At 49.4% G+C, this 26,964-nt stretch carries 20 protein-coding genes and 1 tRNA gene; 9 read left to right on the top strand and 12 right to left on the bottom strand.

Translation table 11 applies throughout. The features are described 5' to 3' along the window. Both EPA93_RS22750 and EPA93_RS22745 read right to left on the bottom strand, forming a co-directional pair. Nucleotides 1-1,458: an APC family permease gene (locus EPA93_RS22750; RefSeq protein ID WP_207229626.1), complete on the bottom strand. Its 1,458-nt coding sequence runs from the start codon at nt 1,456-1,458 to the stop codon at nt 1-3. A gap of 309 nt (nt 1,459-1,767) precedes the next feature. Continuing rightward, on the bottom strand, nt 1,768-3,405 hold the full coding sequence (locus tag EPA93_RS22745) for a hypothetical protein (protein ID WP_129889706.1): 1,638 nt from the start codon (nt 3,403-3,405) through the stop codon (nt 1,768-1,770). A gap of 399 nt (nt 3,406-3,804) precedes the next feature. Here EPA93_RS22745 and EPA93_RS22740 point away from each other — a divergent pair, with 399 nt between their 5' ends. The 6 genes from EPA93_RS22740 (at nt 3,805) to EPA93_RS22715 (ending at nt 11,935) form a co-directional block, all read left to right on the top strand. Then, nucleotides 3,805-5,355: a hypothetical protein gene (locus EPA93_RS22740; protein WP_129889705.1), complete on the top strand. Its 1,551-nt coding sequence runs from the start codon at nt 3,805-3,807 to the stop codon at nt 5,353-5,355. A 251-nt stretch (nt 5,356-5,606) separates the two neighbouring features. Further along, complete coding sequence (locus EPA93_RS22735; protein WP_129889704.1) at nt 5,607-8,276, top strand: tetratricopeptide repeat protein; 2,670 nt, start codon at nt 5,607-5,609, stop codon at nt 8,274-8,276. A 29-nt stretch (nt 8,277-8,305) separates the two neighbouring features. Further along, nucleotides 8,306-8,605: a hypothetical protein gene (locus EPA93_RS22730; protein WP_129889703.1), complete on the top strand. Its 300-nt coding sequence runs from the start codon at nt 8,306-8,308 to the stop codon at nt 8,603-8,605. Between the two features lie 347 nt (nt 8,606-8,952). Further along, nucleotides 8,953-9,204 carry a ferredoxin gene (locus tag EPA93_RS22725; RefSeq protein WP_129889702.1) on the top strand — a complete coding sequence of 84 codons (252 nt, stop codon included), beginning with the start codon at nt 8,953-8,955 and terminating at the stop codon, nt 9,202-9,204. Next, nucleotides 9,194-10,621: an NAD(P)/FAD-dependent oxidoreductase gene (locus EPA93_RS22720; protein ID WP_129889701.1), complete on the top strand. Its 1,428-nt coding sequence runs from the start codon at nt 9,194-9,196 to the stop codon at nt 10,619-10,621. Before EPA93_RS22725 ends, EPA93_RS22720 begins: the two co-directional genes overlap by 11 nt. A gap of 36 nt (nt 10,622-10,657) precedes the next feature. Beyond that, nucleotides 10,658-11,935 (top strand): cytochrome P450, encoded by a 1,278-nt coding sequence (locus tag EPA93_RS22715; RefSeq protein WP_242527476.1) that lies wholly within the window; start codon nt 10,658-10,660, stop codon nt 11,933-11,935. A 3-nt stretch (nt 11,936-11,938) separates the two neighbouring features. Here EPA93_RS22715 and EPA93_RS22710 read toward each other — a convergent pair whose 3' ends face one another. Then, entirely contained in the window at nt 11,939-12,187 is a 249-nt protein-coding gene (locus tag EPA93_RS22710) for a hypothetical protein (RefSeq protein WP_129889700.1), read from the bottom strand. A 45-nt stretch (nt 12,188-12,232) separates the two neighbouring features. On the opposite strand from EPA93_RS22710, the gene EPA93_RS22705 reads away from it, so the two are divergent. After that, nucleotides 12,233-12,454, top strand: coding sequence for a hypothetical protein (locus EPA93_RS22705; protein ID WP_129889699.1), 222 nt, complete (start codon nt 12,233-12,235; stop codon nt 12,452-12,454). 106 nt (nt 12,455-12,560) lie between these two features. Here the strand turns inward: EPA93_RS22705 and EPA93_RS22700 are convergent. The 4 genes from EPA93_RS22700 to EPA93_RS22685 form a co-directional block, all read right to left on the bottom strand. Then, nucleotides 12,561-12,634, bottom strand: a tRNA-Asp gene (locus tag EPA93_RS22700). 322 nt (nt 12,635-12,956) lie between these two features. After that, nucleotides 12,957-14,387, bottom strand: coding sequence for an ABC transporter substrate-binding protein (locus tag EPA93_RS22695; protein ID WP_129889698.1), 1,431 nt, complete (start codon nt 14,385-14,387; stop codon nt 12,957-12,959). 21 nt (nt 14,388-14,408) lie between these two features. Continuing rightward, nucleotides 14,409-15,236: a carbohydrate ABC transporter permease gene (locus tag EPA93_RS22690; protein WP_129889697.1), complete on the bottom strand. Its 828-nt coding sequence runs from the start codon at nt 15,234-15,236 to the stop codon at nt 14,409-14,411. Further along, nucleotides 15,233-16,255 (bottom strand): carbohydrate ABC transporter permease, encoded by a 1,023-nt coding sequence (locus EPA93_RS22685; protein ID WP_129889696.1) that lies wholly within the window; start codon nt 16,253-16,255, stop codon nt 15,233-15,235. The genes EPA93_RS22690 and EPA93_RS22685 overlap by 4 nt, the downstream gene beginning before the upstream one ends. Nucleotides 16,256-16,598: 343 nt before the next feature. On the opposite strand from EPA93_RS22685, the gene EPA93_RS22680 reads away from it, so the two are divergent. Then, nucleotides 16,599-19,715 carry a DEAD/DEAH box helicase gene (locus tag EPA93_RS22680; RefSeq protein WP_207229625.1) on the top strand — a complete coding sequence of 1,039 codons (3,117 nt, stop codon included), beginning with the start codon at nt 16,599-16,601 and terminating at the stop codon, nt 19,713-19,715. Nucleotides 19,716-19,718: 3 nt separating this feature from the next. Beyond that, nucleotides 19,719-20,576 carry an SWIM zinc finger family protein gene (locus EPA93_RS22675; protein ID WP_129889695.1) on the top strand — a complete coding sequence of 286 codons (858 nt, stop codon included), beginning with the start codon at nt 19,719-19,721 and terminating at the stop codon, nt 20,574-20,576. Nucleotides 20,577-20,692: 116 nt separating this feature from the next. On the opposite strand, the gene EPA93_RS22670 is transcribed toward EPA93_RS22675, so the two are convergent. The 5 genes from EPA93_RS22670 to EPA93_RS22650 all read right to left on the bottom strand — a co-directional run bounded on the left by EPA93_RS22670 (nt 20,693) and on the right by EPA93_RS22650 (nt 26,762). After that, complete coding sequence (locus tag EPA93_RS22670) at nt 20,693-22,024, bottom strand: vWA domain-containing protein (RefSeq protein WP_165423334.1); 1,332 nt, start codon at nt 22,022-22,024, stop codon at nt 20,693-20,695. Nucleotides 22,025-22,183: 159 nt separating this feature from the next. Further along, the gene (locus tag EPA93_RS22665; protein ID WP_129889693.1) at nt 22,184-22,750 is read right to left on the bottom strand and encodes a MerR family transcriptional regulator; all 567 of its coding nucleotides are present in this window, start codon (nt 22,748-22,750) and stop codon (nt 22,184-22,186) included. Nucleotides 22,751-23,029: 279 nt separating this feature from the next. Next, the gene (locus EPA93_RS22660) at nt 23,030-23,449 is read right to left on the bottom strand and encodes a hypothetical protein (protein ID WP_129889692.1); all 420 of its coding nucleotides are present in this window, start codon (nt 23,447-23,449) and stop codon (nt 23,030-23,032) included. Nucleotides 23,450-23,575: 126 nt separating this feature from the next. Further along, complete coding sequence (locus tag EPA93_RS22655) at nt 23,576-26,323, bottom strand: tetratricopeptide repeat protein (protein WP_129889691.1); 2,748 nt, start codon at nt 26,321-26,323, stop codon at nt 23,576-23,578. Continuing rightward, entirely contained in the window at nt 26,304-26,762 is a 459-nt protein-coding gene (locus EPA93_RS22650; protein WP_129889690.1) for a hypothetical protein, read from the bottom strand. The genes EPA93_RS22655 and EPA93_RS22650 overlap by 20 nt, the downstream gene beginning before the upstream one ends. Nucleotides 26,763-26,964: the final 202 nt, after the last annotated feature.

Raw genomic sequence — 26,964 nt, 5'->3', positions numbered from 1 at the left:
TTATTCGCGGTCGGCTATAATCGATCCAACGCGCTCGGCGAGCGTGGGATCTCGGCGCGTTAGAATGATCCCATAGATGAGGGCAACGATAACGATGGCCAGGCTAATCCAAGGGAAAAGATTAAATGGAGCCGGCTGGTTAGGCTGGATAAGGCCCCAGAGGGGAAAGCCAATCGCCAGAACACCAAGCAGTGGCAAGATGAGGTGCCTCAACAGCGAAAACTGATCTCGGTGATATCTTCGGTAATAGACAGGGAGAGCTATATTGGCGACGAGATAGGTCAGAGAGACCGGAATTGAACCGAGCGAGGCAATATCGCCAAAGAACGTCACCGAGTCAACCTTCCAGCCGAAGATATAGACAATAGCCAGGCCGATACCAAAGAAGATCAGAAAGCTTACCCAGGGAGTGCGCGACTTCTCGTGAACGCGGGCAATTGCGGCTGGTAATAAGCCTTCTCGCGCTGCGTTGAAGATCAAGCGTGCCTGCGAATTTGAGCCGGCGATCATCGCACTCATCGTAGAAGTAAAGCCGGCGATATACGCCAGCAGAGCCAGGATCGCCGAGACCTTTTCGGCGGCGGCCACAAAGGGAACTTCGGCCGCGGAAAGATCCTTGATATTGTAGTTAAAGGCCACAACTGTGGCATACATGAACAACACATAGCTCAAAGCCATGAGCAGAATGCTGATGTAGATTGCCTTGGGAACGTTGCGCCGTGGATCGTTGGTCTCCTCGGCCAACGAAGCCGAGTTCTCCCAGCCAATAAACATGTAGACGCTAATTGGGAATGCCAGACCCAGGCCGGCCAGCCCATCGGTAATGTTACCTGGATTAAATGGTGCTAGCGAAAGCTGGCTGCCATGAGTTATTAGTACAGCGACAGATACGATCACCAGGACAGCCATTTCCAGCAAGAAGAAATAGCCTGCCCACCGTGTCGAGATATGCACTCCTCTTACCATCAAATAAAAAACTATAGCGACAAAGATAAGTGTGAGCAATTGCCAGGGCACGTTGATGCCCAGATAGCGTTGCAGGATTGTCTGTGTCCACCCACCAGATATATCGATTACCGATGCCATCGCAATAATGTAGCCAAGACTAACAACGATGGTCGTGGCAACTGCTAGCGTGGGGCCGAAGGTTTTGCCAATAAAGGTAATGAATGAGCCGGTTGATGGAATTGAGCGCGAGAATTCTGCTAGCGTATTTCCTAGCAGCGCTATGGCGATAGCGGCCACAATAATCGTTAGAGGAGAGCCGATTCCCGCCACTTGCGCAACGAGAGCCGAACTAAAGAAAAAACTCATTGCCGGAGCGATATTGGCCATCGTCGATGTGGCGATATCGAGCAGGCCAAGGACTCCTCGTTGCAGGCGTGGGGCTTCCGAGTGGGTACCTAGCGTTTTTCCTTCGAGGGGAAGAGAAGGCATGGTTTCTTCATGTGCATCCATTACTGATTACCTCTCTTTTAACTGTGTCTTGAAGTCAGGGGTGTATAAGACTTTCCAGTGCTATCGTTGGTTCAGGGCTATTGCTATGCATCCTCCTTTCTAGCTCTGGCTCGCCGGGCAGGGAAACGGTAATAAATATGAGTTGTTATTATAATAACATTTTTTTAGCTAAAGATAGCTAACGCTATCTATTTCATCATATCCTCCACTTTAGCTCCACCATAAGTAGTTTATTGGTATTGGCTCCATTTTCAGGATATGTGCTTTGCTTTTATATGGAAAAGAGGTCTCAAGCTAGGCAATTTAGAGCTACCAGATTAGCGTAGCGAGCAGTCCCAGGCCGCCGCCGAGTAGAGCTATCGTCGCCCACAAGATGGCTTGTCGCATCCAGGCCCCTAGCGAGAGGTGTAAGCGCGCATTGAGGGCCAGGCTTTGCAGGCAGCCAAAAGGCGTCAAGCCGCCAGACCAGGTAAAGAGGATGAGCAAGAGGCGGATCTGCCAGAAGGGAAGGGGTTGGCTAAGAAGCAGAGCTCCGAGCATGGCAGCGATAGCCACGTTATCGGTCACCGCTGAGCAGAGGGCCAGCACGATCATCAGCGCATATTGGAGTGCTTGTGGCCAGCAAAAAAAGGCGCTCAAGAGGTTGATTGGCTGGGTGAGGCCATATTGGATTACCCAGAGCAGCGAGAAGATGAGGGCAAGTTTGAGCCAGATCGGCCATTGCTCGCCCAGATGCTCCTTGACGTGTGGCAGGTGCTGGAAGAGCAGCAGATGGAGCAGCGCCGTCAGACCAGCTGGGAGCAGCAGCAGCCAGAGTGAGAGTGCCTGCCCTGAGGACAGGGCTCCCAATATCGCGTGAACGAGGATGCCCCCGGCCAGCAGGCCCATAGCCAACAATGCCATCAGGACTTCCAGACGGCTGCGCGGTGAGGAAAAAGGCAGCCCAAGGGCCAGAGGCTCTGGCTGGCGCTGCCGCCAGGGGACGTGCGCGATCTGCATCCAGACGGCCAGGCAGAGAGCAGGCAAGAGGATGCCACAGAGCGAGATCGGCAAGTTCGCGAGCCAGAAGGGCGAGGGCGAGCGTGCCAGTACGGGCGCGAGCACGTCTTGAAACTTGATATTGGTCGGTTCGGCAGCCACTGTGATCAAATTGGAGATCAGGCCGCCAAAGAGCAAGGTAAAGGAGGCTCGGATGGCCCAGATTCGTTCGACGAAGGCCAGGAAGATCACGACAGAGATGGCCATGATCGAGACCCCATCAAAGAAATTGCCCAGCAACCCGGCAATACAGATGTAGAGCGGGATGAGCACCGCCGCTTTGAGGGGTAAACGCTGGCAAAAGAGAGAGAGCAAGTCAGGCAGGGGCGAGACTTCGAAGGAGAGGCTGACCAGGACGATGGAAATATAGGCGGCCCATACCAGAGGACTGAAGGCCAAGAACGGAGATTCAGGTGTTGGATGTAGAAAGACGCCCGAGAGCAGGAGGAGCAGTGTGCCCAGCAGAATACCGGGAAAGAGCCAGCTTCCCAAGCGCTGTGTCCAGGAGAGCCAGGGAGGGAGCTCTCCAAAGAGGGAACAGACCACTACTGCTATCCCCAACAGAGGGCCGAGCGCTTGTAGACCCAGGTGGCCAAAGAAAGGATGAAACTGAAAAAGCAAGAGTATGGTCAGCCCAAGCAGCAGTCCTCCAACTTGTCTCCAGCGTCGTCTAAAGGTTCTCTCGATAGCTTGTGGGGTAAAAGCTTTTACCCATGAAGATTCAGGCAGGAAAGGTTGGCTGTCCTGATCCAGGCTGGCAGGCCTAGCAAGCTCGGTGCTCTGTACGGGAAGGGAATCACTCACATTCTTCGCCATGATGGGCAAAGGCGGCTTGCGTCTGATCAGGGCGAAGGCTTTTTGTTTAGGAGTAAGCAGCTCGGTTTGAGCAGTGTCTTGAGCTTTTGGCATATTCTTCTTGTGCAGCACTTATTTTTCTAAATACATTATTGGCATGTAAAGAGTATAAAATAGATAAGCTATATTTTCAAGACCTGGCAAAAACCTAAATTTGCTTAAATTTACATATGTCGATCTATATTTTTATATCCGGCCTTAAATTTCGTCTTATGTATTGACGTCATTAATTGCCATGAATATAATTACCTGCAAATTACGTTTTATGGGTGGATGGTTGCTTTGCTATGAAGGTTACGGCTTTAAATACTATTTTACGCTTATTTTGTTGGGTAGACTATAGATTTACTTCTTCTATTTCTTACATCCGGTAAGTCAACTCTAGCAGGTTACTTCCAGCCATGGTGTGAAGGAGCAAGAAAAGCTTGCAAGTCAGAGAGGTAGGTGCTATCTATGAGCAAAATATTAGACATCTGGGGCTCACTCTTGAACGAGCAAGCTCTGTTACTCTTACAAAGCGCTGAGGATATAGCGAATACTCAAGGTATAGAGACAAACATACTGCATATCTGGTTTGTGGCACTGACGAACTCAAAGCTGGCAATCAGGGGACAGATAGTGAATAACTTAAATATAGATTCTCTGAGGCAGCTGATAGAAGATGTGCAGGATAAAATGCGAAAAGAGATATTTTATCTGGGCTTAGAGATGTACCAGCTGGCTTGCCTTGACCTGGCCCAGAGAGAGCACATTCAGATCAGCGCAGTATTGATCCTCAGCCAGATCCTTGAGAAGAGCTATACGGTAGAGCAGCTGATGCTAGCCCACCAGGTTCCAACCCTGGAGTTGAGAAAGCTGCTGGCGGCGAATATCGAGGCGGGCAAGACCTATTCTTCGACCTCTAAGGGCTATACACAAAGCACTATTAACCAGGAAGACCATGCGGATATCATGCACCTGGTGGCGGACATCTCTGCAACTGCTGCGCGGCTAGACGCGGCCAGGCTAGAGTACATTGACTCTGCATTATACAGTGTGACCCTCAATACGCTGCTGGGGCATCTGGAGAGACAGATGCAGGATAAGATCATCATCATTATCGGGCAAAATGGATCGGTCATAAATGTTCTCGACCTACTCCTGGCCTATCATTTGGAGCTTACCACCCGGCAACAGGAAGTAAATGTATCTTTGGAACGACTGAAAGGTTATAAGCTCTGGCGAATATCCCTGAACCATCTGCGTGATTTATATAATCGCAAGCGTTACTTATATCCTGCCCGGGTACTGGATTATTTGAAGAATGAATCTATAAAGGCGCATGCTGTACTCTTGATCATAGGGCTTGAGACCTGCACGAAGCGGAATGCCCAGGATAGAAAGCTCAAAGAGCAGCTTGCCCGCCCACAAGGAGCCAATATTATAGGCTGCTATTTCTACTACGAGAAGCATCCGGACAGGAATGAGTGGTTATTGAGTTTAGATAATGCCATTCTGGCCGAGCCGGAAAAGCTTAATGATAAAGATAAGCTACAGCCTCTACTGAAAAAGTATCTCTATCCTTGCTGGGAGCGGCAAGGCTATATCCTTGATGATGATGCCATGGACAGCCTTTTTATATTGGAGCCAGGCATCTGGATCGATAAGCAGCGTAAAACATTTCCTTATCTCGCTATTGATCTGATAGAAGATTGTATCTTCACATTCGGGCGCGGGGAACAGCAGATTTGTAATCTGGTCGGCGATGCGCGGATCGCACTCAGAAATCTCCTTACGCAAGAAGCTTTGCATACAGATGAGGATACGCGCATCAAATTTACTGCAGCTTTAGAGGCAGCAACCGCACGGATAGAAGGGCTATGGACAAGTCCGGCGCCTCAACAGAGAGGTGGCAAGAAAGTAATCACCCAGGCTATGCTTGAAGCGCAGTTGTTTTGTCGCAATAATAGCGAATTTCACTTTCCTGGCCTGTTTCCCTGGTCGGATCTCTCAAACGAGAAATGATAGCTCCAAAGAGCTAATAAAGAATCAGCAATATTTAACAGCGCTCAGTATATATTGAGCAGAAAAACTGTGGAACCCCACTATCTGCTATGGGAGAACTGGATAGTACAGTGCCGGATGTAAACTGTAGTTATAAATAATGTATTGCTCATCTGCTTTGGAGAATATGTGGAGAGGGAGCGCGGCATATCTCATAGCATTGGAATACCTATAATGTCCGCAAGGTAGTGTCACTGGAGGAGTAAGCGCATATGCTGGAGGATCAGATTAAAAATCATTTTGTGGGACATGAAAAAGAGCTTGAGTCCTTTCAATCCTGGCTTGAAGCGCCAGCGCAGCAGGCGCCCCTGGTCTTATTCCTACACGACGCAGGTGAGGGCCCAAAGGGAGGAATTGGCAAGTCGTGGCTTTTACACAAATGCATGTCGATTGCTAGAGAGCGCCGGGAAGTCGCTACAGCGATGATAGATTTCTTTAGCATTCGCGATCGCAGCGGACCCGAAATAGCGCGTAGGGTAGTGGATGCCCTAAAGCAAGTTTATCCCGATTGGCAACCAGCTGCCTTTGAGCAAGTTTTTGAGCAATATCAGCAAGAAATGAAAGAACCTAAAAATGAAGAATATACTAGATTATTGCGCGATTCATTAGTTGACGATTTGGCAGAGCTGGAAAAGAAAATTAACGATCCAGGCAAACACTTAATCATCTTTTGTGATACCTATGAGCGTATTGAGCAATTTCCTGCTATGGTTTCGTTTACACCTAAGCATATTTTTCCAGACACCTATGGCTTCGCCAAACTTGGTTTTGTCATTGCTGGGCGCAATGAGCCCGATGCTGACAGCGTGAGCTGGCATGGGCGTGAACATCTTGTGCGCCACATTCTCGTCAAGGCTTTTACAAAGCAAGAGATGCTTCGCTTCATTGATGATAATCTCAATGTGCGCGATATTTTGCCGCTTCAGCAGTCAGCGCTTGACGCGCTTTATAATCAGACCCAGGGGCGCCCTATCCTGGTTGGATTGCTGGTAGATCTGCTTAATCAGCGAATAATCACCTTGGAAAAGCTATTGATGAAGGATTGGAAGGACAGGGATCGAGAGGACTTTGAAAGCTATCTGGTCGGTCAACTCAATACTTTGGAGAATCCTGTTGATTGGGCTGTTCTTTTTATGGCTCATGCCTATCATCGTTGGGATCGGGAAATTTTGCGCTGGCTCTTCTGTGAGGATGAGCTTCTCCCTAAGGACTTTCGTAATGGAGATATCGAGGCTATCTGGCAAAGACTAAGCTCATTTTCGTTTGTGCGGACAGCGGCCAGCGGTGATGAGCTAATGCTGCATGACGAGATGCGGGGCCTAGTGAATAAGTATTGCTGGCAGGTACAAGAGCTTCAGATGGGGAGTTCTCGGCATGATTTGAGCGAGAGCATGATCAGATACTATGAACGGGCCATCGCCCAAACTCAAGATGCATCGCTACGTCAAGCCTATCAAGTTGAGGTGTTTTACCATAGGCTCTACGTTGCCAGAAAGGATATGGCTGGGGATGCGGCCTTTGCTCTCCTCTTGCGAGAGCTTCAAAGAGCTCTGCGACTACACCAGAATGTTTATGCACGTGCGCTGCTTCAAGAAGCGTATGGATTTATTGCCGAGCCTTCTGGCGAACAGCTTGTACGTCTAAGGGAGCAAGAGGCTTATCTCTTAATGAATGAGGCGAGCTATACGAAGGCCTTGAAATTCTATAAGGAATTGGCTCAAAGACCGGAGATCCAAAACTCGCCAGAACGTGTGGCCAATATTTTACGGCAGCAGGGCCTCTGTTATTCACGTATGAACAATTTCTCCCAGGCTATTCAGCTTCTCATGCGCGCTTTAGAGATGTATCATGCTCAGAATAGAACAAGATTGATCGGCGATACATATAGCGACATTGGCTATGCCTATACCAGACAAGGCATATTTAATCTGGCTATTAAGTCTTACCAGGACGGTATGGCATTCATTGAACCTACAGATAAAGTTAGACAGGCTAATGCGTGGCAAAACCTTGGCGAGGTCTATCGTCTACAAGGATTGCTGGATGAGGCGCTGATCCAGTGTAAGGCTGCCTTGCATTATCGACAGAAGCTTAATGAAGAGCAAATGATCAGCGAGATAGAAATGGCCCATATTCTCTGCATCATTGGCCGAATCTATAACGAGATGCAAGATTATGGACAGACACGCAGCGTGATTCAGCAGGCATTTAAAATTTATGACCGTTTTGCATATCGGCAGGGAATCGCCTGGACTTACAGCCTCTTTGGCGACCTGGCTCTAGCTAAGGACGAATTGCTGGAGGCTGACGAGTGGTTTCAAAAGGCCTATCGGACTGCTCAACACATCGAAGAAGGCTATGTGATTGCTAGTCTTTATAAACGGGGCCAAGTTTCCAGACGACGGCATGAATATGCACTGGCAATCGAGCTGTTGTTGCAGGCGGCTAAACGGTCAGCTGACATAAACGATTTTTATCAGCATACCGAAATATTGATAGAACTAGCAGATGTGCAGCTACAGGTAGGTGATATCAAGAAAGCGCACGAAGCCTTGGATAGGGCAGAGGCACTTGCTACCCAATACCAGTATTTTCGCCTGCTTGGCGAGATCGCTTTGAGTAGAGGGGAAGATCTCTATAGCGATGAGCACTTTGAGGAGGCCTTCGAGTATTATAAGGATTATTGTACTTCTATGGTGCACTTTAATCAGGCCGAGTATCAGAAGGCAGTACGCCATACGGTTTGGGAGCGTTTGTATGCACTTCCTGAGGATAAAATGAAGCTAATATGGCAGTACTTGAGCGATAGTTGGGATTTGACTGAAGAGAAGTCATTAATGGTACAGGCCCTGGAACAATTTAAGGATTTGATGCTAATGTAGGCTTGCAATTCGCACAAAGGATGTGTGGAATGAAGATCTGGCTCGCTTCTTCTGGCTGGCTGAATGGATATCAGCAGATAGGTGGGAGATGGGATCTAGAGCAATTTGAGGATGACAAGGAGTATGCCCTTGCAGATGATGATGATGATGGGGATGAAACTCCTCCGGCCAATCTGCCTGTTCCTGGTAAGTTTTTGACACTGAATAAGTATGAGCTGGATCTCTTTACATGGCATTTCCACTTGGTAATTCCTCACCTGCTGCAGGGCTGTGTCTGGAAGCACTCCGACTGTTGCTCTGACCATAGCTGCTTCTGCCATTTGCATTAGCAAGGAAAATATGAAGTAACTTACCATCTTTTTGTCGCAGCATCTTCTAGATTGAGCTAATCCCCGCTTGAGCTTTCCTACGACGTTTCCATAATTTAGCAATTACTGCATACCTGGTTGTAGTGGCCTGCCTGGCCGGGATGAAAGATTGCACAGTTACATCTTGTGGGCAGCGTTCGTGATGTATGCGTAGCGCTACATGTTCCTTACTGATACTTACGAGCTTTTTCCAGATACACCGATGTACAGAGGCCGTCTGATAAGGGAAGATGGCCATAAAGGCTTGGGGTTTGCATATCTGATCGTTGGTTCTGCCGGAGCTGATCCAGAGGAGAAGGAGGATAGGTATGCGAATTGTTGTTGATCTCAATCGCTGTCAGGCCTATGCCCAATGTTGCTTTTTAGCACCAGAGGCCTTTAAGCTGGTGGGCGATGAAATACTTATGTACGATAGTCAGCCAGATGACAAGTTAAACGAGAAGATCCTGCGGGCTGCTGCTGCCTGTCCTGTACACGCTATCTATGTTGAACGGAGCAAGAGTCGAATGCGTGGGCAGGAAGAGGGCTGGCCAGTAACGGAGGTATATCATGGCCAATAAAGGCGGCCTTGCGCAAGATGCTAGAAAGCATGGACATATTGTGATTGTAGGCGCTTCGCTGGCGGGATTGCATGCTGCTGAGACGCTACGCGCTGAGGGTTTTGTTGGACAATTGACAATGATTGGTGATGAACCTTATGCACCCTACGATCGACCCCCTTTGTCCAAGCAAGTGCTAACTGGCTGGGTATCAGCGGAGCATACCACCTTGCCGTGCCTACAGAATCTGGGTGATGTTGAGTGGCGATTGGGGGTTGCCGCTAGCCGGCTAGACTTGAAAACCAGGCGGGTATATCTAGCCGATGGCCAATCGGTTGATTTTGAGCGTCTGTTGATTGCGACCGGTGTGCGTGCTCGTCCCTGGCCTGATGAAGCGGAAGCAGCGCTGGATGGAGTATTTGTCTTGCGCACCTGCCAGGATGCGCAACGCTTACAACAGCGTCTGGGGAACGGACCGCGCCGCGTGCTGGTCATTGGCGTAGGCTTTACCGGCTCTGAGATTGCTTCTGTATGTAGAGAGCTTGGCCTGGCGGTCACAGTTACTGAACGTAGCGAAGCTCCTCTGATGGGCGCGTTGGGTGGGGAGATTGGGGCGGTTGCTGCCAGTTTGCAGCGTCAACACGGAGTAGACTTGCTTTGTGCAACTACAGTCACAGCGCTGGAAGGGGATGCGCAAAGACGAGTGAGGCGTGCACATCTCTCATATGGGCGAACCCTGGATGTTGATGTGGTGGTAGCTGCGCTGGGAGCGGTGCGGAATACCGAGTGGCTGCGCGGTTCAGGACTGGCTGCTGGTCAACTTGGCGTAACTTGTGATGCCGGCTGTCGTGCTTTTGACATTAATGGTATTGTGACCGATAACATCTTTGTGGCGGGCGATGTTGCGCGTTTCCCTCATCCGCTCTATGGATATCAACTAATTGCGCTCGAACATTGGGGAAATGCTGTTGCACAGGCCGAAGTTGCGGCTCACAATATGCTCAGCTCTGGGACCGAACGTCGTCCACATCTCTCTGTGCCGGCTTTCTGGTCAGCTCAATTTGGGGTAAACATCAAGTCAGTTGGCCTGCCACCTTTTGCCGATGAGGTCGTAATCATGCAAGGAGCGGTCGAGCGACATCGCTTTGTGGCCGCCTACGGCTATCAAGGGCGTACTGTGGCAGCAGTCAGCTTTGATCAAGGAAAATGGTTGCCATATTATGAGCAGCAGATTGCCTCTGGAACTGCTTTTCCGCCTGCGCCGCCCGCCTTTGATACACCGGTTTCGCTACAGCCTGTACCTGCCCGCTTCCCTACGTCTACAATTCCAACGCCCACACCGGTTATTGCTCTGACGGGTCATGCTCCTAACGAACTGCGTGCGACGTATCTGGAAACCTCCCCTACGACCTTGAATGTCGCTATGGCAAATAAATAAAATGGCTGGCAACCGAAAGCTAGCAGGAGAACTCATATGCCTGGTACTATCATGACAGAGCCAAAAAGGTTATTCGAGCAGGTAAACGACTATGCAAACCGGGCTGATCCCTATCCTCTTTATGCCGAGATGCGCAAAACGCCTATTATCAGGCAAGATGATGGAAGCTATATTGTGAGTAGTTATCGTCTGATCAAGCAACTGCAGCATGATCCGCGTATCAGTGTCGATATTCGCAAGCGGCCTCCCTCCGATCTGCGGGGGCAAAGAGCGCGAGAAATGTCCTCTAGAGGGAGGCCTGTGCCTTTTCTGAGGCTTGATCCACCCGAACATGACCATATCCGTCGTCTGGTGACAAGACAATTCGGCCCACCGCACAGTCCGGATATGATTGATAGCATGCGAGGTGAGCTTGCTCAGTTAGTGCACGAGCTGATCGATAGGTTTCAAGGCCGGTCGCGTATTGATATCGTCGATGATTTTGCCTATCCTTTCCCAGTATCGGTGATCTGCAGATTGCTGGGAGTGCCGCGCGAGGACGAAGCGCGTTTCCATGTCTGGGCTGATGCGCTTGTGGCTTCTCTCGATCCCTTGCCACAGGCAACCGGCGACCAGCAAGAGATGGGCGCTGAGCAGGCGGCTTTAGAGATCAGTCAGTATATGGGTGAGCTGATCGCCGAGCACCGTGAGCATCCGGGGAGCGACATGCTGTCCCGCTTGATCACCGATTATAGCCCGGAAGGACCATTAGCGCCGGCTGATCTCGTAGTAACTTCTGTGCTACTCTTAATTGCGGGCCACGAGACGACGGTCAACCTGATTGCCAATAGCACCCTGACGCTATTGCGCCATCCCGATGTGCTTGAACGCCTGCGCAGCGATCCGGAGCTTGTAATTCCTTTCGTCGAGGAAGTCTTACGCTTTGAGCCGCCGGTACAGTTTAACGGGCAGCGTACGGCCATTGCGGATATCACGCTTGATGGCGTAACGATTCCTCAGGGCTCGCCTGTTATTTTGATGCTGGCTGCTGCCAATCGCGATCCGGAGCGTTTCCCAGATCCTGAGCGCTTTATTCCTGATCGCCAGGATAATGAGCACTTTGGCTTTGGCGATGGCATTCACTACTGCTTTGGAGCGCCCCTTGCGCGCCTGGAGGTGCAGATTGCCTTGAATGCGCTGGTGCGTCGCGTAATCGAGCCACGCCTGGTTATTGATCCGCCTCCTTATCGGCAGAATGCGCTTCTGCGTGGCCCGCGCCACTTGCTCATCGATATCACTGGCATACGCCAATCTCTTCACTTTACCGGAACCTAGCAGTCACAGAATGCGGAAGGAAATGTGTAGGAAGGTTTTCTCTGGGTCCTTATCTGCCCATGGTTTCAGAGAGATAGGATGCATCTGTCCAGAGTACGGATCAGGTATCTCCCCTTCATCTCCCCCAAATCTTTTCCGCAATTGGGCAATTGATAGGCCCTTATCTCCCTTTCCACTTGCAAATTGATAGCGTGGATCACCTTTTTGGAAGGCAACGATATGGACTGTGACGTTTCCAGTAATGTTTTCCATTCCTGTACCTCCTGTGAAGCTATTCTAACATAGTGGAAATGTGGTGTGGTTGGTGCAGAAGAGAGCAACCGCGCCGTATGCCCTGCAGGCGGCAACTTAATGGTTCGTATCGATCTCGTTGACGAGCAGTTTGGTGAATTGCTCAAACGTTTACAATTGTCGGAGAATTGGCGTGAAATCATCAGGCGTAACATAGTAGCAGAGGCTCTCAAAGCGAGAGTCACGCCTGAAAGCGTGGAACGTATGACCTGGAAAACAAGATTATAGCCGCAATAAAACCCCATCCTGCATTCCTTCCTGTTCTACGAATGCTGAACGGGGTTATGGAGTTTGACGAAACCAGGGGCTACTTATCACAACCCGCTGGTGTGAGCGGAACCGACGGGATTCGAACCCGCGATCTTCTGCGTGACAGGCAGACATGTTAGGCCACTACACCACGGCTCCTTGCTTTCAGCACACATTTAGTGTACCTCTTGCAAGTAGGATAATAACAGAATGGCCACGTTCTGTCAAGCCTCTGCAGCAGAAATTTTCTGGTCCCACGGCAGAATTCTCTTGCGAGCTGTTGACTGTATGATCCCCTCTATTAGTTTGGAGCGAGAGAGACTTTCATGGGCAAGCAGCTTACTGATAAAAGTCTTGAAGAGTGGTCATATAGGATTGCCAGGAAGGCGCTACAAAGAAATATTAAGAGGATGCTCAGACAGGCGTCGATAGCCTGCGAGCATCCTCGGGCGGGTAGGTACGACTAGTTTCTTATTTCGTACTACTGGTTAGAGGCATTATACTCGTCTAGCGAGTCGTTAGATTTCTTGACGGCAGTATCTAAAGCTGTCTGTGCGCTGCTGACGTGGCCAGTTAAGTAATCATCTGTCGCCTGCTGAACGTAATTGCGCACGGCCAGCATATTGCCAGAAACGCAGCCAGCATTGTAATAATTGGTTGGTGCCGCGCGAATCTGATCAATTGCTACCTGAAATTGCGGATATTTGCTCAGTGCCTCCTTCATTTCCGGTAGATCGTAGGCGGAAAGTCGTATTGGCACATAGCCTGTGTTCGAGGACCAGAAGACCTGGGTATCTTTTTGGGTGGCGAACTTAATGAAGTCCCAGGCACCCTCTTGCTGCTCCTTTGTACCCTTATTAGTAATCCACAAAGATGCGCCACCAATAATCGTACGACCCTGAGCACTCGTCTGGCGAGGCAGATAAGCGACTCCCACATCGACTTTCCCGCCATTTTTCTTGGCAGTATCAACATAGGTACGTAGCGAAGCAATTGAGTCAAACGTGATTGCAGCTTTTCCCGTAAGCAGCGCCGCCGAAGCAGTGTTAGCCCCATTTACGCCGTAGTAGAGCGCGGTACCATTGCTCAAAAGTTTCTTCTGTAACTCAAGCCACTGGACGCCGGGATTACTATTGAAGATATATTTTGTGGCGCGTTGTGTGCGACCATTGTCGGGCTGGGCATAGAGCTGATTGTGAACTGCCATTTCTTCCTCAAAGAGCCAGGCGTAATCGTAGAAAGCCACACCAACGCGGCTCGCTTTCCCGCTGGCATCCTTTTTCGTAAGCTTCTGAGCAGCCTGTAGCAGTTCATCGTAGGTCCAGATTTTTTTATTCGGATCAAGCCCCGCATCGCGAAACGCGTTTTTATCGAAGTACATCACCGCAGTTGAAGAATTAAAGGGCATCGAATAGAGTTTGCCGCCAATAGTATAGTAGCTACGGATGGCAGGCTCCAGATCATCCACAAGGCTCTGCAGATGGTCACGATTGACCAGATCCTGAATAGGGATGATTTGCTTGGTATCGATCATCCGTTGTGTCCCGATATCATAGATCTGAACGATATTAGGCAGATCCTGACTGGCCAGTGAAGCATTAAATTTGTTGAGCGTATCATCGTAGGATGATTGAAAAACGCCTTCAACGTAATATTTCTTCTGGCTCTGATTGTATTTGTTGATGACCTCCTGTACGACATCGCCGTTATGGCCACTGAGGCCATACCAGAAGGTGATCTTTGTGCTACCGGCCGGCTGTGGCACAGGTGTAATTGCTGAGGCCGTAGCGGCTGGTTTGCTGCTTGTGTTTGCCGAAGACGTCGGCGACGATGCTGGTGCGTTGCCACCTCCGCAGCCGGCGAGCAAAATAGCGATAATAATTGCGAACAATATAAGTTTTGTAGAGCGCATGTGTATGTGCCTCCGGAAAGTTTAATCTTTGAGTATGCCAGCCGTCAGCCCTCGCACCAGTTGACGCTGACCAAATATCAAAGGAATGAGCGTTGGGATAAGTATGATAAGCGTGGCGGCCATCTGCGTATTAAGGATTTGCGCCTCGCTTGAATGGAAAATTGTGATGCCGATCTGTGTTGTGCGCCATTGCGTAGAATCCGTGACCAGCAGTGGCCAGTAGAACTGGTTCCAGGTAGACAGAAAGGTATAGAGCCCCAGCGTCGCCAGAGCCGGGCGGGATAAGGGCAGCATGAAGCTCCATAGGTAGCGTAAATGCCCGCAGCCATCCAGCGTGGCCGCCTCACGTAGTTCGCGTGGAATCGTCAAGAAATATTGGCGTAGCAGGAAAATACCAAAGGCGCTGGCTAAAAACGGTACAATCAATCCCTGATAGCTGTCATGCCAGCCCAGATGCGAAATGAGGAGATAGTTGGGAACAAGCGTTGCCTCAAAGGGGATCATCAGTGTACCAAGGGCGGCAACGAAAAAGATTTGTTTGCCCCAGAACTCTAGATAGCTGAACGCATAGGCGGCGAGCGCGGAAGTGCAGAGCACTCCAACAGTCACAAGCGAAGAAACTACAAACGAGTTAAGTATCCAGCGCACAAGCACAGGTTGTTGAATCAGCACGCTGGCAAAGACGCTAACATCTAAGTCTCTCACGTCAGGAATGAGATGAGGCGTCATAGTTGGACCCTGTAGGGCAATCGATAGCGAGAAGAATAGCGGGAAGAGCAGTACTATTGCAGCCAGAAGCAGAGCCACATATGTAGAAAAGACCCTCACCTGCCGTAAAGAAACGCTCATCGGTAATGAACCCTCCTGCCGAGAAAGATAAATTGTAGCGAGCTGAGCAGCAGTAGAATAAGAAATAAGATGATCGACATGGCTGAAGCAAAGCCATAGCGATGATCGAACCAGAAAGCGTGGTAGGTAGCGTAGACAAAGACATTCGTGGCGCTATCTGGTCCTTCGCCGTTCATCAGGACGCTAAATTGTGTGAAGGCCTGAAAGCTTTGAATAGTATTGATGACCAGCAAGAAGAGGAGAATAGGTGTTAATAAGGGCAGCGTGATATGCCTGAAGGCTTGCCAGGGACCCGCCCCGTCCAGGGCTGCACTTTCGTAGAGCTCTTCCGGAATGGCCTGCATCCCGGCAAGGGAGATAACGAAATTAAAACCTAAGCCTGACCAGACGGTCATAACAGCTATAGCGAGCAGGGCCGTCGCAGCATTGTTAAGAAGTCCCGGTTGGGGCAACCTGAGCAGATTGGCAAGCCAGGTAGTGACATTTGTTGTGGGATCGTAGATCAAGGACCAGATAACGCTAGAGCTGGCTAGCGATATTGCTATGCTGAACGTAAAGATTGTTCGAAAGATGCCGATTCCCTTGAGCTTTGCCTGGGCTAGAGCTGCCAGACCTATACCAATCAATAATTGTAGGGTTACTACGATTAAGGCAAATTGACAACTGGTCAACAGACTACGCAGATATTCGCCATCTCCATCGCCACGTAGATTAAGGATACGTATGTAGTAATCGAGCCCGATAAAGCGCACAGGATTGCCCAACTCGTTAGTGATGTTAAGGCTCAACCAGATTGCACGGAAGAATGGATAATAGGAAAATATAATGAACAGAGCAAATGCGGGCGCGAGAAAGAGCAAAGCCAGGCCAGAGTCGCGCAGCTTTTGCTGAACGCGTATCCGCTTTTGCCCCTGAAGTTTGCTCCTGGCAGGAGCCGCGGGCTGGGAAAGCTCAAATATCTCTGTGTCCAGTTGAGAGAAATGAGCCTCTTGCCGACTCGCGGAGGGGTGTTGTTGCATAGCAGCCACCCTTTCTAGAGTGTAAACGTTAACACAACTAATGATAAGGAGAGAGTATTAAACTGAGGTAAATGTGAGAATAAATTTCATTTAAAATTGATATTCCCTGCTCTAGCATGGTTATGAGGGAAATGGCGGTTGATAGTATGCCCTGGGGTAGGGGAGAGGCTTTGTGGATAGGAGCACGTCAAGAGGATAACCGCTGGCCGGTACTTTTTATGTCTAAGATATAGTGCTGTATGATATGATAGATTCGTATTCTGTACATGGGCGGTTTGCTTTAAAGAGCTCATTTTTGCAAGATTGGAATACATACGTGTGTTTGTGGTAAGGAGAGAGCCATTTGTTAGTTTTGCATGCGATATGGGATCATTTCCCTCCGGCCAGGCTCCATCTCTGGGCTGAGTCTTCTCACTTTTCCCATACACCTATCCAACATCGCGGAAATAGGCATCCCTTTACTCTCTCTGCAGAGCTGTTACGCGAAGCGCTCAATGAGTTAGTAGACAACTTGCCCGTTGCGCTTATGAGCGAAGGTGAACTGACGCTTTGCCTACCTTCGAGCTCCAAAAAGCCCCTGCCCTCGCCCGAGCTTGTGCTGGAAGAAGTCAATACGGCGCGCGCGACGGCTTTCAAATCCTGGCAGGTGAGCACTCTGACCCTGGATGCTCAGTCCGTAGTAGATTTCTTTGAAGCTTTGCCCGATGAGCCTCCCTGTAGCCTGGCCTTTGGCGCCTCCTTACGTTTCTGGCGCACGGCCCTGGCTTTTGCCTTTGAATTAGTTTCCCGTCAATGCTATATGCCCTCTCTCCGAGAGATACAGCAGGAGAACGAGCTGAGCTTGCAAGCAGTCTGGGAGGCTGCGCTGGGGACGAGCGAGACTGAGCGCTTGCGTCGACTAGCTGTGCTAATGCCCGCGATTTGCTGGTCTTTTCTGCCGCGGACAGAACAGAAAGCCTCTCTGCCGCAGACTATGCTGCTACAATTTATCAATCAGCTTATAGATACTCACGTGCGAGAAAGCCTTGCGGCAAAAGAACTCCTGCCTGCCAGGCGCTCAGGCCGGAATACTGCGCGCACGCTGCCCGAGCAGTGGCTGCAGGCGCTCGCTTCGCCAGAGCCAACGCTAAAGGCGCCGATCCAGGAACTGCAAGAGTTTGCCGGTGGCATGCGTGGCTGGTTGGACCAGCTGAAAGCTAGCGAGGTCACCGCGCCTTTCCGTACCTGTTTCCGCCTCGATTTGCCAGAGGAGTCGGAGGGGAAGCAAACAGATTGGTACCTCAGTTTTCACTTGCAGGCAAATGATGATCTGAGTTTGCTGGTTCCTGCTGAGAGAGTCTGGAAGGAACGTTCGCATACACTGACGTTCTTGAAACACGCCTTTGAAAATCCCCAGGAACGCTTGCTTGCCGATCTGGGACGAGCTTCGCGCCTGTTCAGCGGGGTTGAGAAAAGCCTGCGCACAGCGCGCCCGCGTGGCTTGAAGCTTTCTACAGAGCAGGCGTATGCCTTTCTGCGCGAATCTGCGCCGCTGCTGGAACAGAATGGCTTTGGGGTACTGGTGCCAACCTGGTGGCAGAAGCCTGCAGCCCGCCTGGGTGTCAAATTAAAAATTAAACCTCCATCTGGTGCAAAAATTGGTTCCGGTTTGCTTGGCCCGGATGGGCTTGTGGCCTATGATTGGACGATCTCAATTGGGGATATGACCCTTACTGCCGAAGAGTTTGAGGCTCTAGTCAAGCTCAAGCAGCCTCTCATCAAAGTACGGGGCCAATGGGTTGAACTGCGACCCGAAGAGATTGAGAAAGCTATTGGCTTTTTCCAGAAAAAGCGTGGTAGTGGAGATATGGCCCTGGGCGAAGCGTTGCGTGTAGGCCTGGGTCAAGAGACATCAGAGCTGGGCTTGCCCGTGCTTGGGATTGAGGGTGAGGGCTGGTTCAAAGATCTACTAGAGAAGCTTTCAGATAATCAGAAAATAGTTCCCCTCAAGACGCCTGCAACCTTCAGTGGTGCCTTGCGCCCTTACCAGGTGAGAGGTGTTTCCTGGTTGGCCTATCTCAGACAATTTGGCTTTGGTGCATGCCTGGCAGATGATATGGGACTCGGCAAGACTGCCGAGTTTATTGGCTTCTTGCTCCATGAGCGTGAGCTGGCAGCACAGCAGGGCGTAAGTCAGCGAGGGCCTGCCTTGCTTATCTGTCCCATGTCTATTGTGGGCAATTGGCATAGAGAGCTCAAACGCTTCGCGCCCTCGCTAAAGGTAATGGTTCATCATGGCCATGAAAGGCTATCCGGCGAAGCCTTTACGCGCGAGGCGCAACAGCATGAAGTAGTAATTACTACCTACTCGCTGGCTTTACGGGATAAAGAGCATCTTACAGCACTCAAGTGGGGTTATGTGGTTGTTGATGAGGCCCAGAATATTAAGAATGAGGCAGCCCGGCAAACCCAGGCCATAAAAAGCCTCAAGGCAGATTATAGAATTGCCCTGACCGGAACCCCGGTTGAGAACCGGCTCTCGGAGCTATGGTCGATCATGGAATTCTTAAATCCTGGTTATATGGGCTCCAACAAAGATTTCCGCACTAGATATATTATTCCGATTGAGCGCTATCATAATAAGCAGCAAGCAGGAGTGCTTAAGCGGCTTATACAGCCCTTTGTGTTGCGCCGCCTGAAAACTGATAAGACAATTATTTCCGATCTGCCCGAGAAGATGGAGATGAAGGTTTTTTGTAACCTTACGCAGGAGCAAGCTTCGCTCTATGAGGCAGTGGTCAAAGAGATGCTTGAGAAGATCGAGCGGGCCGAGGGCATTGAGCGTAAAGGACTGGTTCTCTCTACGCTATTACGGCTGAAGCAGATATGCAATCATCCTGCCCAGTTTATGGGAGATGGCAGTGATCTGGCCAGGCGTTCAGGAAAACTGGCTCGTCTTGAAGAGATGCTGGAGGAAGTACTGGCTGAGGGCGATAAGGCCTTGATTTTTAGTCAATTTGCCGAGATGGGGACCATGCTGCGCCAGTATTTGCAAGAAACGCTGGGACGTGAGGTGCTTTTTCTGCATGGCGGAACCTCGAAGAAGCAGCGCGACGCCATGATCCAGCGCTTCCAGGAGAGCCGTCAGGCGGCGCCGCTCTTTATCCTCTCGTTGAAAGCTGGCGGCGTCGGACTGAATTTGACGGCGGCCAATCACGTTTTTCACTTTGATCGCTGGTGGAATCCGGCCGTAGAAAATCAGGCAACGGATAGAGCTTTTCGCATAGGCCAACAGAAGAACGTGCAGGTCCATAAATTTGTTTGCGTGGGAACGCTGGAAGAACGCATTGATATGATGATTGAGAAGAAGAAAGAGCTGGCTGAGAGTATTGTAGGGAGTGGGGAGAGCTGGCTGACGGAGATGTCAACGGCTCAGCTGAAAGAGCTGTTTGCGCTGAGTCGCGAGGCTGTAGGAGAATAGGCTATGGGACGCTGGGATGGCTATTGGGATTATTACGAGCGGCCTCGTCCGCTTAAACCGAAGAATGGGATCAAAGCGAAAAGCGAGCGTGGCGCCATTGGCTCAACGTGGTGGTCAAGGCGCTGGATTGAGGTTCTGGAATCCTTCAGCCTGGGCTCGCGGCTCACACGTGGCCGTTCATACGCACGCCAGGGGCAGGTAGTCTCGATTGATATCGAGCCAGGACAGGTCAGGGCCAAGGTGCAGGGCTCAATGCCGCATCCGTATAAAGTGAAGATCCATTTGCAGCCTCTCACGGATCAAGATTGGGAGAAAGTCATCGAAGCCATGGCCGCTCAAGCTATCTTTGCCGCCAAGCTGCTGGCCGGCGAAATGCCTCCCAACATCGAGGAGGCATTTTATGCTGTCAAGCTATCGCTATTTCCCAGGCTGGCCAAAGATCTGGTTACCGATTGCTCTTGTCCCGATTATGCCAATCCCTGCAAACATATAGCGGCGGTCTATTATTTGCTGGCCGAGCGCTTTGATGAAGATCCTTTTTTGATCTTCAAGTTGCGTGGCCGCAGCAAAGAAGCTATTATCCAGGCCCTGAGAGAGAAACGTACAGCAATGCCCCAGGTTGAAGAGACTGCAGATACCGATTCCCTCGCAGCTCCAGCTACAGAAGAGGCCTTACTTGAAGTGAGCCTGGATACGTTCTGGCAGGCAGGAGAAGGCCTGGATACTTTCACGATAGATCCTTCGGCGCCGCACATAGATAAAGCTGTGCTCAAAAGGTTGGGAGATGCTCCTTTTAGCATACGTGGACAGAATATGGCAGCTCTCTTAGCTCGAGCCTATGACATTGTGGATAAGGCCTGAGCTGAGCGCGAAAGCGTCCCGGCTTACAGCTTCTCTGTTATGTATTGCTATCCTGCCTATCTCTGAAGGGCTACCTTTAGCTTTCTTTCTGCATCGCTGCAACGATTGCCGCTACATTATTCCTCGGGTGTGCGATAATCTGCCTGGCCGCGCGAGCGAAGCTGCTGCCTATAATACTGCTCTTTGGCCAAGTCAGGGCTCATAGGTGCGTGTGCCAGCTCTTGGCGCAGGCTACCAAGTTCAGCAATTTCGTCAAGTAATTCCTTATCGTCATAGCCATACTGCTTGATTTGCTGCATCTCCTGTTTAAGATACTTACGTGCGCCATCTATATCGCCGCGGTTATTGCGCGCAACAGTTTCGCGGCGGGCCCGATCCGCCTGATGCCAGCCAGCCCAATGTATCACCTGGGCATCGCGCGCTTCAGCGTCACAGGTGGAGGGATCGGCATACGAGAAAGAGAGCTCTTGCCAGGCGGTATGATACTCGACGTCCCCTATGTGCCAGGCCAGGCGCGTGCGTAGGACTTGCTGCTCTTGTCTATCCTGAGCAGGAAGGTAGATCTGGGCAATTACTTGCCTATCTTCGTCTCTCTGGAGATCTCCGATGGCAATAGACCAGCTCTGCGGGCGTGAGGACATAGAGCGCATCCAATAGGAGCTGAGGAGCTCGGTGTTTATGCCGGGATCGGCCTCAATTTCAAGACGAACCTGGCGTGCCGCGACCGAAAATAAACCTTCCAGCTCGCCGGTAAATGTGTTGACGATCTCTTCAGATGTGCGTAGATGATGGAATTGTCCGCCGCCAGCGACCGCCATCGGGCCAAGGAGCAGTTCGTTATAGTCAAGGCCAATGCCAAAGGTGCTGGTCGAGATTGCTGCGTGTTCGCGTATCCCCGCTGCCTCGCTGGCAATCTGTTCGGGATCAGTCACACCTACATTGGCAATACCATCGGTAAGCAGGAAGCAACGCGCCAGTCCATGGTCCTCTGAACTGTCAGCGGTTGCGGCAAGCGTATCGCAACCGGTCAACCAACCTTCGTGTAGAGCCGTGCTGGCCCGAGCCTGAATCGCCCGCAAGGCATTGCGTACCTTGAGCTTGAAGCCAGGAGTAACCGCATTGAGCGGCTGCACAATATCTATAGCATTATCGAAAACGACGACAGAGACGCGATCACGTGGGGTAAGTCTATCAAGGAGCGTGAGCACCGCGCGTTTGGCAGTTTGCAATTTCTCGCCGGACATAGAGCCGCTGCGATCCAGCACTAAGGCCAGTTCCAAAGGAGGTCGCTTTGTCTTCGGGTCTGCAGGAGGGCAAGCAACGTGGATGTGGAAAGCGACAAAGCGGCAACATCCATGAGGGTGAATAAAGTGGCGCTCCGGTCGAGCGTTCAGAGTGAGGGATGGTGTGGTAGCCTGCATATTGCTTGTATCTGGTCTATATTCCATTTTTACATGACCGCCTTTCTTCTTGTGAGAGACATATTGTTCAGAGCATCCCTGGCCCTGCCAAAGGCGAGATACAAAATGAAGTTTTTCTTCCTCTGCGAAATTTATTTGAACCATCTAATTGAGGAGAGCTAGATGCATTACGCTCTTCCTCCCTCTTTATACGTTGTGATCCCGGGTACTTTTGTAGATCATGCCAGCGGCGTGAAAGATCCGCTCAAGCAGGCCGCGTTGTTGATCCTCAGCATCGGATCTGATATGCAATTCAATGCCAGGAGCCAGTTGCCAACGCTGCCAGCGCTCTGCTGTAGGAGCGGGCTGAGGAGCCTCGCGTAATTGCCTGATTGGGCTATGTTGAGCATAGGTCTGCCGTGCGGTTCGGGCATTTTGTAACAACTTTGCTATGTACTCCTTTGGAGGCGGCTGTTGTACATCGTGTTGCAGTTCAGCTGCTCGTTGTTCTTCCTCTGCCAGAAGAGTTTGCAGCTCGGGCAAAGTAAGATTTGCCAGGAGTGAGCGCATTTGTGCAAGCGGCATACGTTGTTGGGAAAGTAGCCGAATTAAACGCAACCTGAACAGATGTACTTCATCATACGTCGCGGCCTTCCCACGCGCGTATGGACCTGGTAGCAAGCCTTCGCTAATATAGTAGCGTATGGTGCGAATCGGTATATTGACCTCTTCAGCAAGTTCCTCGATTGTCCAGTGCTGCTCATCATCCTTCATAGCAATATTATAGACAGTGACACTGTAACTGTCAAGTATGAAAACCTATGATCTTCCAACATATCTATCCTGCCAGTGTCAGGGAGCCATATTTACACGAGCGCGATGGAAGAGTAGCGAAGGATAGAGTGTGGAGTTTGTGTCAAGCTATACCGTAATTCTGAAGAATTTCGCGCGCAGATCGCGTTCCTTCGCTTGCTCCCCCTGCTGTTTATCAACGTGGATGATCTGTCTTTCCCTTCACTTTTTTCTTGATTTTTGATGAGTTAGTTGGTTAGTCTAAATGGGTTCGCTGAAGCCGAGATGATCACCTGTCACAATGTCACCCACCAGGACATCTAATAGTTGTTTAAGCCAGTTGTTCACCCCCATTTCCTTTATCAATCCCACATTCGCCATTATCCATACTTCTTTTGTTATCAATGGCGGGTGCTCTATAGCGTTTGTGGAATCAATATTAATAGCATTAAAGGGGTTGATAGGATCGTCCTCAGCCGCAGAATTTCCTTCTAGTATATCAAGCAGTTGTGTCAGCCAAATTTCTGCGCCATTCTGCTGTATAAGCGATGCGTTTGTTTGTATCCATATTGTTTCGTTTATTGAGGGGATATGATCGAATGTGAGCTGAGAAGCAAACGTAATGGTATAAAAAGGATTTATTATTATTCGCTGTATCATATCCACTGTCCAATCTGCCATATGCTTTTCCCTTTCTCATGCCCTGTATGTTCTTGGGGATTCCTCTTCAGCTTATTCTAATTCATACAATGCATGCATTGCCTCGACTACAATATTTCTCTCCAAAGTTGGAAGCGCATCTAAAGCTCAATCAAAAGCGTCTTTGTTGCCTTGCTTGATCATTTTTAGTATGTCTGGTGGGAGTGCTTCGATGATTTCGTCCATGTCAAAGAGCCTCATTTTTAGCTGCAACAAAAGGCAAATTTGGCGAATTGTTTTTGCCCTTGGATGATCTGCTCCTAAATGTGATTCTAGAATAAGTAAAGCTTCCTGAAAGAGAGGAAGCGCTTCTTCATATAGTCCCTCTTCAAAGTAAAGTTCTGCCAGGTTGCTCAGGAATGTTCCCATTGTAGGGTGTTGCGGTCCTAGAGTATTGCGCCATATAGAAATCGTTTGATGATAAAGCTGTAATGCCCGCTCTTTTTGTCCTTGAGCTTGATAACACAAAGCAAGATGATTCAGGCATTGCGCAATTTCAGGATGTTCGCTGCCTAGTGCCTCTTCTAAGATGCTTAAGGCCTTCTCAAGGAGGGAAAGCGCATCTTCATACTGCCCTTGCGCCCGATAGATTGCGGCACAGTTACACAGGCTTTTGGCTAGATCGAGGCGTACCGGACCTGGCTGCTGTTTTCGAATATGGAGTGCTCGTTGAGCGAAGGGAATTGCATCTTCATATCGCTCCAGTTCATAGTAGACTCCTCCTAGATTATCCAGAATAAGTGCTACGTTTGGGTGCTCTAGTCCTAGAGTTCGCTCAAACATAGCCAATGCCAATCGATAGTAGCGCAAAGCTTGAGCAAACTGCTCCATTTCACGGTAAATTCCTGCAAGATTATTCAAACTACCTGCTATATCGGGATGGCCCCATTCAAACATTTGCTCTCGGATAGAGAGAGCTTGTTCTTGAAGAGATAATGCTTGAGTATATTCCCTAAATGTCTCATATATGACTGCTAAATTGTTTAAAATAGTGGCTATATCGGGATGGATTGATCCTAGTATCTGTTTTCCAATGGTGAAAGCTCCATGATAAAATTGTAATGCCTCAGCATATTGAGCATGAACATATAAATAGCTGCTAACATTAGCAAGTAAAGAATAGCTTTCATAGCTAATAATATTCCATTCCACTATGAGAGGCATTAGTGTTCGGATATGGAGTAAATACCGTTCGCAAAGAGGGCTAAACTCAATTTCAGCACTAGGGAGGAAAGTAGAAATAATCTGGACCAGTTTCTTTACCTGTCGTTGCTGCTGCTTTTGGTCCATGCCCTCTTTCACTATAGTTTGTACAAGACGATGTAATGAAAGGTCTTTGCCTGGTGAGTTACGCTGAAGCAAAGAATAGCGTCGTAAAATTTCCATGGCTTCGTCCAGCGTGATCAGATCAGTTACAATGTGTGTAAATAATTCCTCTGGAATTGCATCTGAGTGTAGGAAAGAGCAAGCCTGAAGGATTACTTTTGCCTTGGCGTTTATTTGTTCAATCTGTTTAAGTGTGAGAAGCAAGGTACGTGCTACCGAGTCAGGATGATCATCGGCTACTAAAGTGCCTCGTCGCTTTAACAATTTGATTGGAGCGGTGCGATAACGGTCCAAGTATCCGTGAATACCACACCCTGTTTCTTCGATATATGCTCCTGCCTGATCAAGGGCTAAAGGTAGCCCGCCAAGTTCCTGTACAATCTGGGCGGCAGCCCCATAAATAGCAGGAGAAACGCCTTCATTCAGAGAATGAGGTCCTTCTGTACGAGAGAGTAAAAAGTTAATACCTTCTTCTAGCTGCATCGCTTCTACCTGGATATTATATGCAAGAGGTTTGACTGCCTGAGCGCGAGTTGTGATAAGAATGTGTCCTCTTTTCTCTAAAGGGAAAAAAGTGTTTAGGAGTTGAAGTTCTTCGGCATTATCAAAAATAAGAAGCCAACGTTGGTAGGTGTCAAGAAAATGTTTAACTGCTTCAACGATAGCATATTGATTTGGGTTTTCCTGATTTGGAAGCTTTAATAATCTGGCGAGCTGTATAAAATCCTGCACAAGCGATTCAGAGGAATCGGCCTGTATCCAAAATATTCCTTGATACTCTGAGCGATGGCGATGTGCATACTCTAGTGCGAGCTGTGATTTTCCAATGCCTGCCATGCCACACAGTGCCAGAGGCTGAAGCGAATTAATACTTTTGCTAAAATAAGCATGCATCTGTTGAAGTAGATGCTCTCGTCCTGCGAAGAGAAGATTGCGTGAATAAGGAACATTCCAGAAAGTAGGCTGTGATGAATCTGACCTATTGACGAGATTATGCTGTTGCATATCTTCGATAAGAGAACGCAATTCTTCAGCGATTTGGACGAAAGCCTCATCCCTATTTTTCCACTGCGTGACAAATCTACGGTTTCGTGGTAGTGGTTGTAAGCAAGATAATTGGGAATCGGCCTCCCAATCGCAAGGCCGGAGCAAGATAGGAATAATGCAAGCCTCGCTAGCCTCGTGTCGTTGAAGTGCGAGGTCCCATTCTTGACGAAAAGACTTATCTAGAGTGAGAAGGTCAGGGCTGATGAACAGCAGAAAAAGTTGCGAGCTTGCGAGGTGCGCTTTGCGCTCTACATATAAATTACCTCCTGCTGGTATCTTATTTCGGTACCAGGAGGTAATGCTATTGTTACGCTGCAATGCACTCAAGTGCTTGTCGAACTTCTGACAGTACTTTTCGTCCTCTGCAGCGTACACGTAATAGATGTTTACTGCTGTTTTGTCTTCTCGTAACCCTTGCTGTTTCATCCCTTCAAAAATCTTTTCTTGCTGCCTCTCTCCACACTTAATTTGAAAGGGAATCATCTTCCAATTGCTGAATCGAACTGAGCTCTTTTAAGAATCTATTGATTACGGGGATATCATCAGGCTTTATCTCGCCGCTCAGGCTGTCTTGCACCATATATGCAATTTTATCTTGCCCTTGATCAAATAAATGCTCTGCCTCAATCAAACGCTCCGCCAGCTCTTTGCAGCGCATCTCCTGTTCATTTAATGCTTGCAAACCATTTGTCTGTAGCAAGGTTTTTACCTTCCCTCTATGCCACATATAAAAAGGAGTACCATTCTTGAGAGGCGTGGAGGTGCAGTAGCCTTCCTCCAGAGCTTTAGGTGTTGGGGTACCATCAGGCTGTCGTAATCCCAATTCTTTGAGCTTTTTGCCCATTGCGATAGCTGACATATTGAACTCATCACCGAGCCTGCTCTGGTTTACCCAAATATCGTGGAACTTCTTCTTGCTCATAAACGTCACTCCATACCATCTTCTGCGTATATATTCTTTATATCTCGGTTTAGCTCAGGCATAGCATCATAAACGCATATGGCTACGTGTGCCAGGATTTTTCAAATATAACTTATGATAATCAGCTTCTCTTTACGAAGTACCTTTTAAATCAATACATCAGACAAATCCTATTATAGGGCATATGTTCCTGTTTGTCACG

The organism is Ktedonosporobacter rubrisoli (genome assembly GCF_004208415.1).
Lineage (GTDB): Bacteria > Chloroflexota > Ktedonobacteria > Ktedonobacterales > Ktedonobacteraceae > Ktedonosporobacter > Ktedonosporobacter rubrisoli.
Note: the sequence above shows the minus strand (reverse complement) of the source record. Positions and strands in the feature narration are given on the sequence as shown.

Coding starts and splice junctions, on each gene's coding strand:
- EPA93_RS22720 (WP_129889701.1), top strand. CDS start 9,194: ATGGCCAATAAAGGCGGCCTTGCGCAAGATGCTAGAAAGCATGGACAT.
- EPA93_RS22750 (WP_207229626.1), bottom strand. CDS start 1,458: ATGGATGCACATGAAGAAACCATGCCTTCTCTTCCCCTCGAAGGAAAA.
- EPA93_RS22665 (WP_129889693.1), bottom strand. CDS start 22,750: ATGAAGGATGATGAGCAGCACTGGACAATCGAGGAACTTGCTGAAGAG.
- EPA93_RS22655 (WP_129889691.1), bottom strand. CDS start 26,323: ATGATTCCCTTTCAAATTAAGTGTGGAGAGAGGCAGCAAGAAAAGATT.
- EPA93_RS22715 (WP_242527476.1), top strand. CDS start 10,658: ATGCCTGGTACTATCATGACAGAGCCAAAAAGGTTATTCGAGCAGGTA.
- EPA93_RS22725 (WP_129889702.1), top strand. CDS start 8,953: ATGCGAATTGTTGTTGATCTCAATCGCTGTCAGGCCTATGCCCAATGT.
- EPA93_RS22685 (WP_129889696.1), bottom strand. CDS start 16,255: ATGCAACAACACCCCTCCGCGAGTCGGCAAGAGGCTCATTTCTCTCAA.
- EPA93_RS22695 (WP_129889698.1), bottom strand. CDS start 14,387: ATGCGCTCTACAAAACTTATATTGTTCGCAATTATTATCGCTATTTTG.
- EPA93_RS22660 (WP_129889692.1), bottom strand. CDS start 23,449: ATGGCAGATTGGACAGTGGATATGATACAGCGAATAATAATAAATCCT.
- EPA93_RS22690 (WP_129889697.1), bottom strand. CDS start 15,236: ATGAGCGTTTCTTTACGGCAGGTGAGGGTCTTTTCTACATATGTGGCT.
- EPA93_RS22650 (WP_129889690.1), bottom strand. CDS start 26,762: ATGAGCAAGAAGAAGTTCCACGATATTTGGGTAAACCAGAGCAGGCTC.
- EPA93_RS22710 (WP_129889700.1), bottom strand. CDS start 12,187: ATGGAAAACATTACTGGAAACGTCACAGTCCATATCGTTGCCTTCCAA.
- EPA93_RS22735 (WP_129889704.1), top strand. CDS start 5,607: ATGCTGGAGGATCAGATTAAAAATCATTTTGTGGGACATGAAAAAGAG.
- EPA93_RS22730 (WP_129889703.1), top strand. CDS start 8,306: ATGAAGATCTGGCTCGCTTCTTCTGGCTGGCTGAATGGATATCAGCAG.
- EPA93_RS22675 (WP_129889695.1), top strand. CDS start 19,719: ATGGGACGCTGGGATGGCTATTGGGATTATTACGAGCGGCCTCGTCCG.
- EPA93_RS22670 (WP_165423334.1), bottom strand. CDS start 22,024: ATGGAATATAGACCAGATACAAGCAATATGCAGGCTACCACACCATCC.
- EPA93_RS22740 (WP_129889705.1), top strand. CDS start 3,805: ATGAGCAAAATATTAGACATCTGGGGCTCACTCTTGAACGAGCAAGCT.
- EPA93_RS22745 (WP_129889706.1), bottom strand. CDS start 3,405: ATGCCAAAAGCTCAAGACACTGCTCAAACCGAGCTGCTTACTCCTAAA.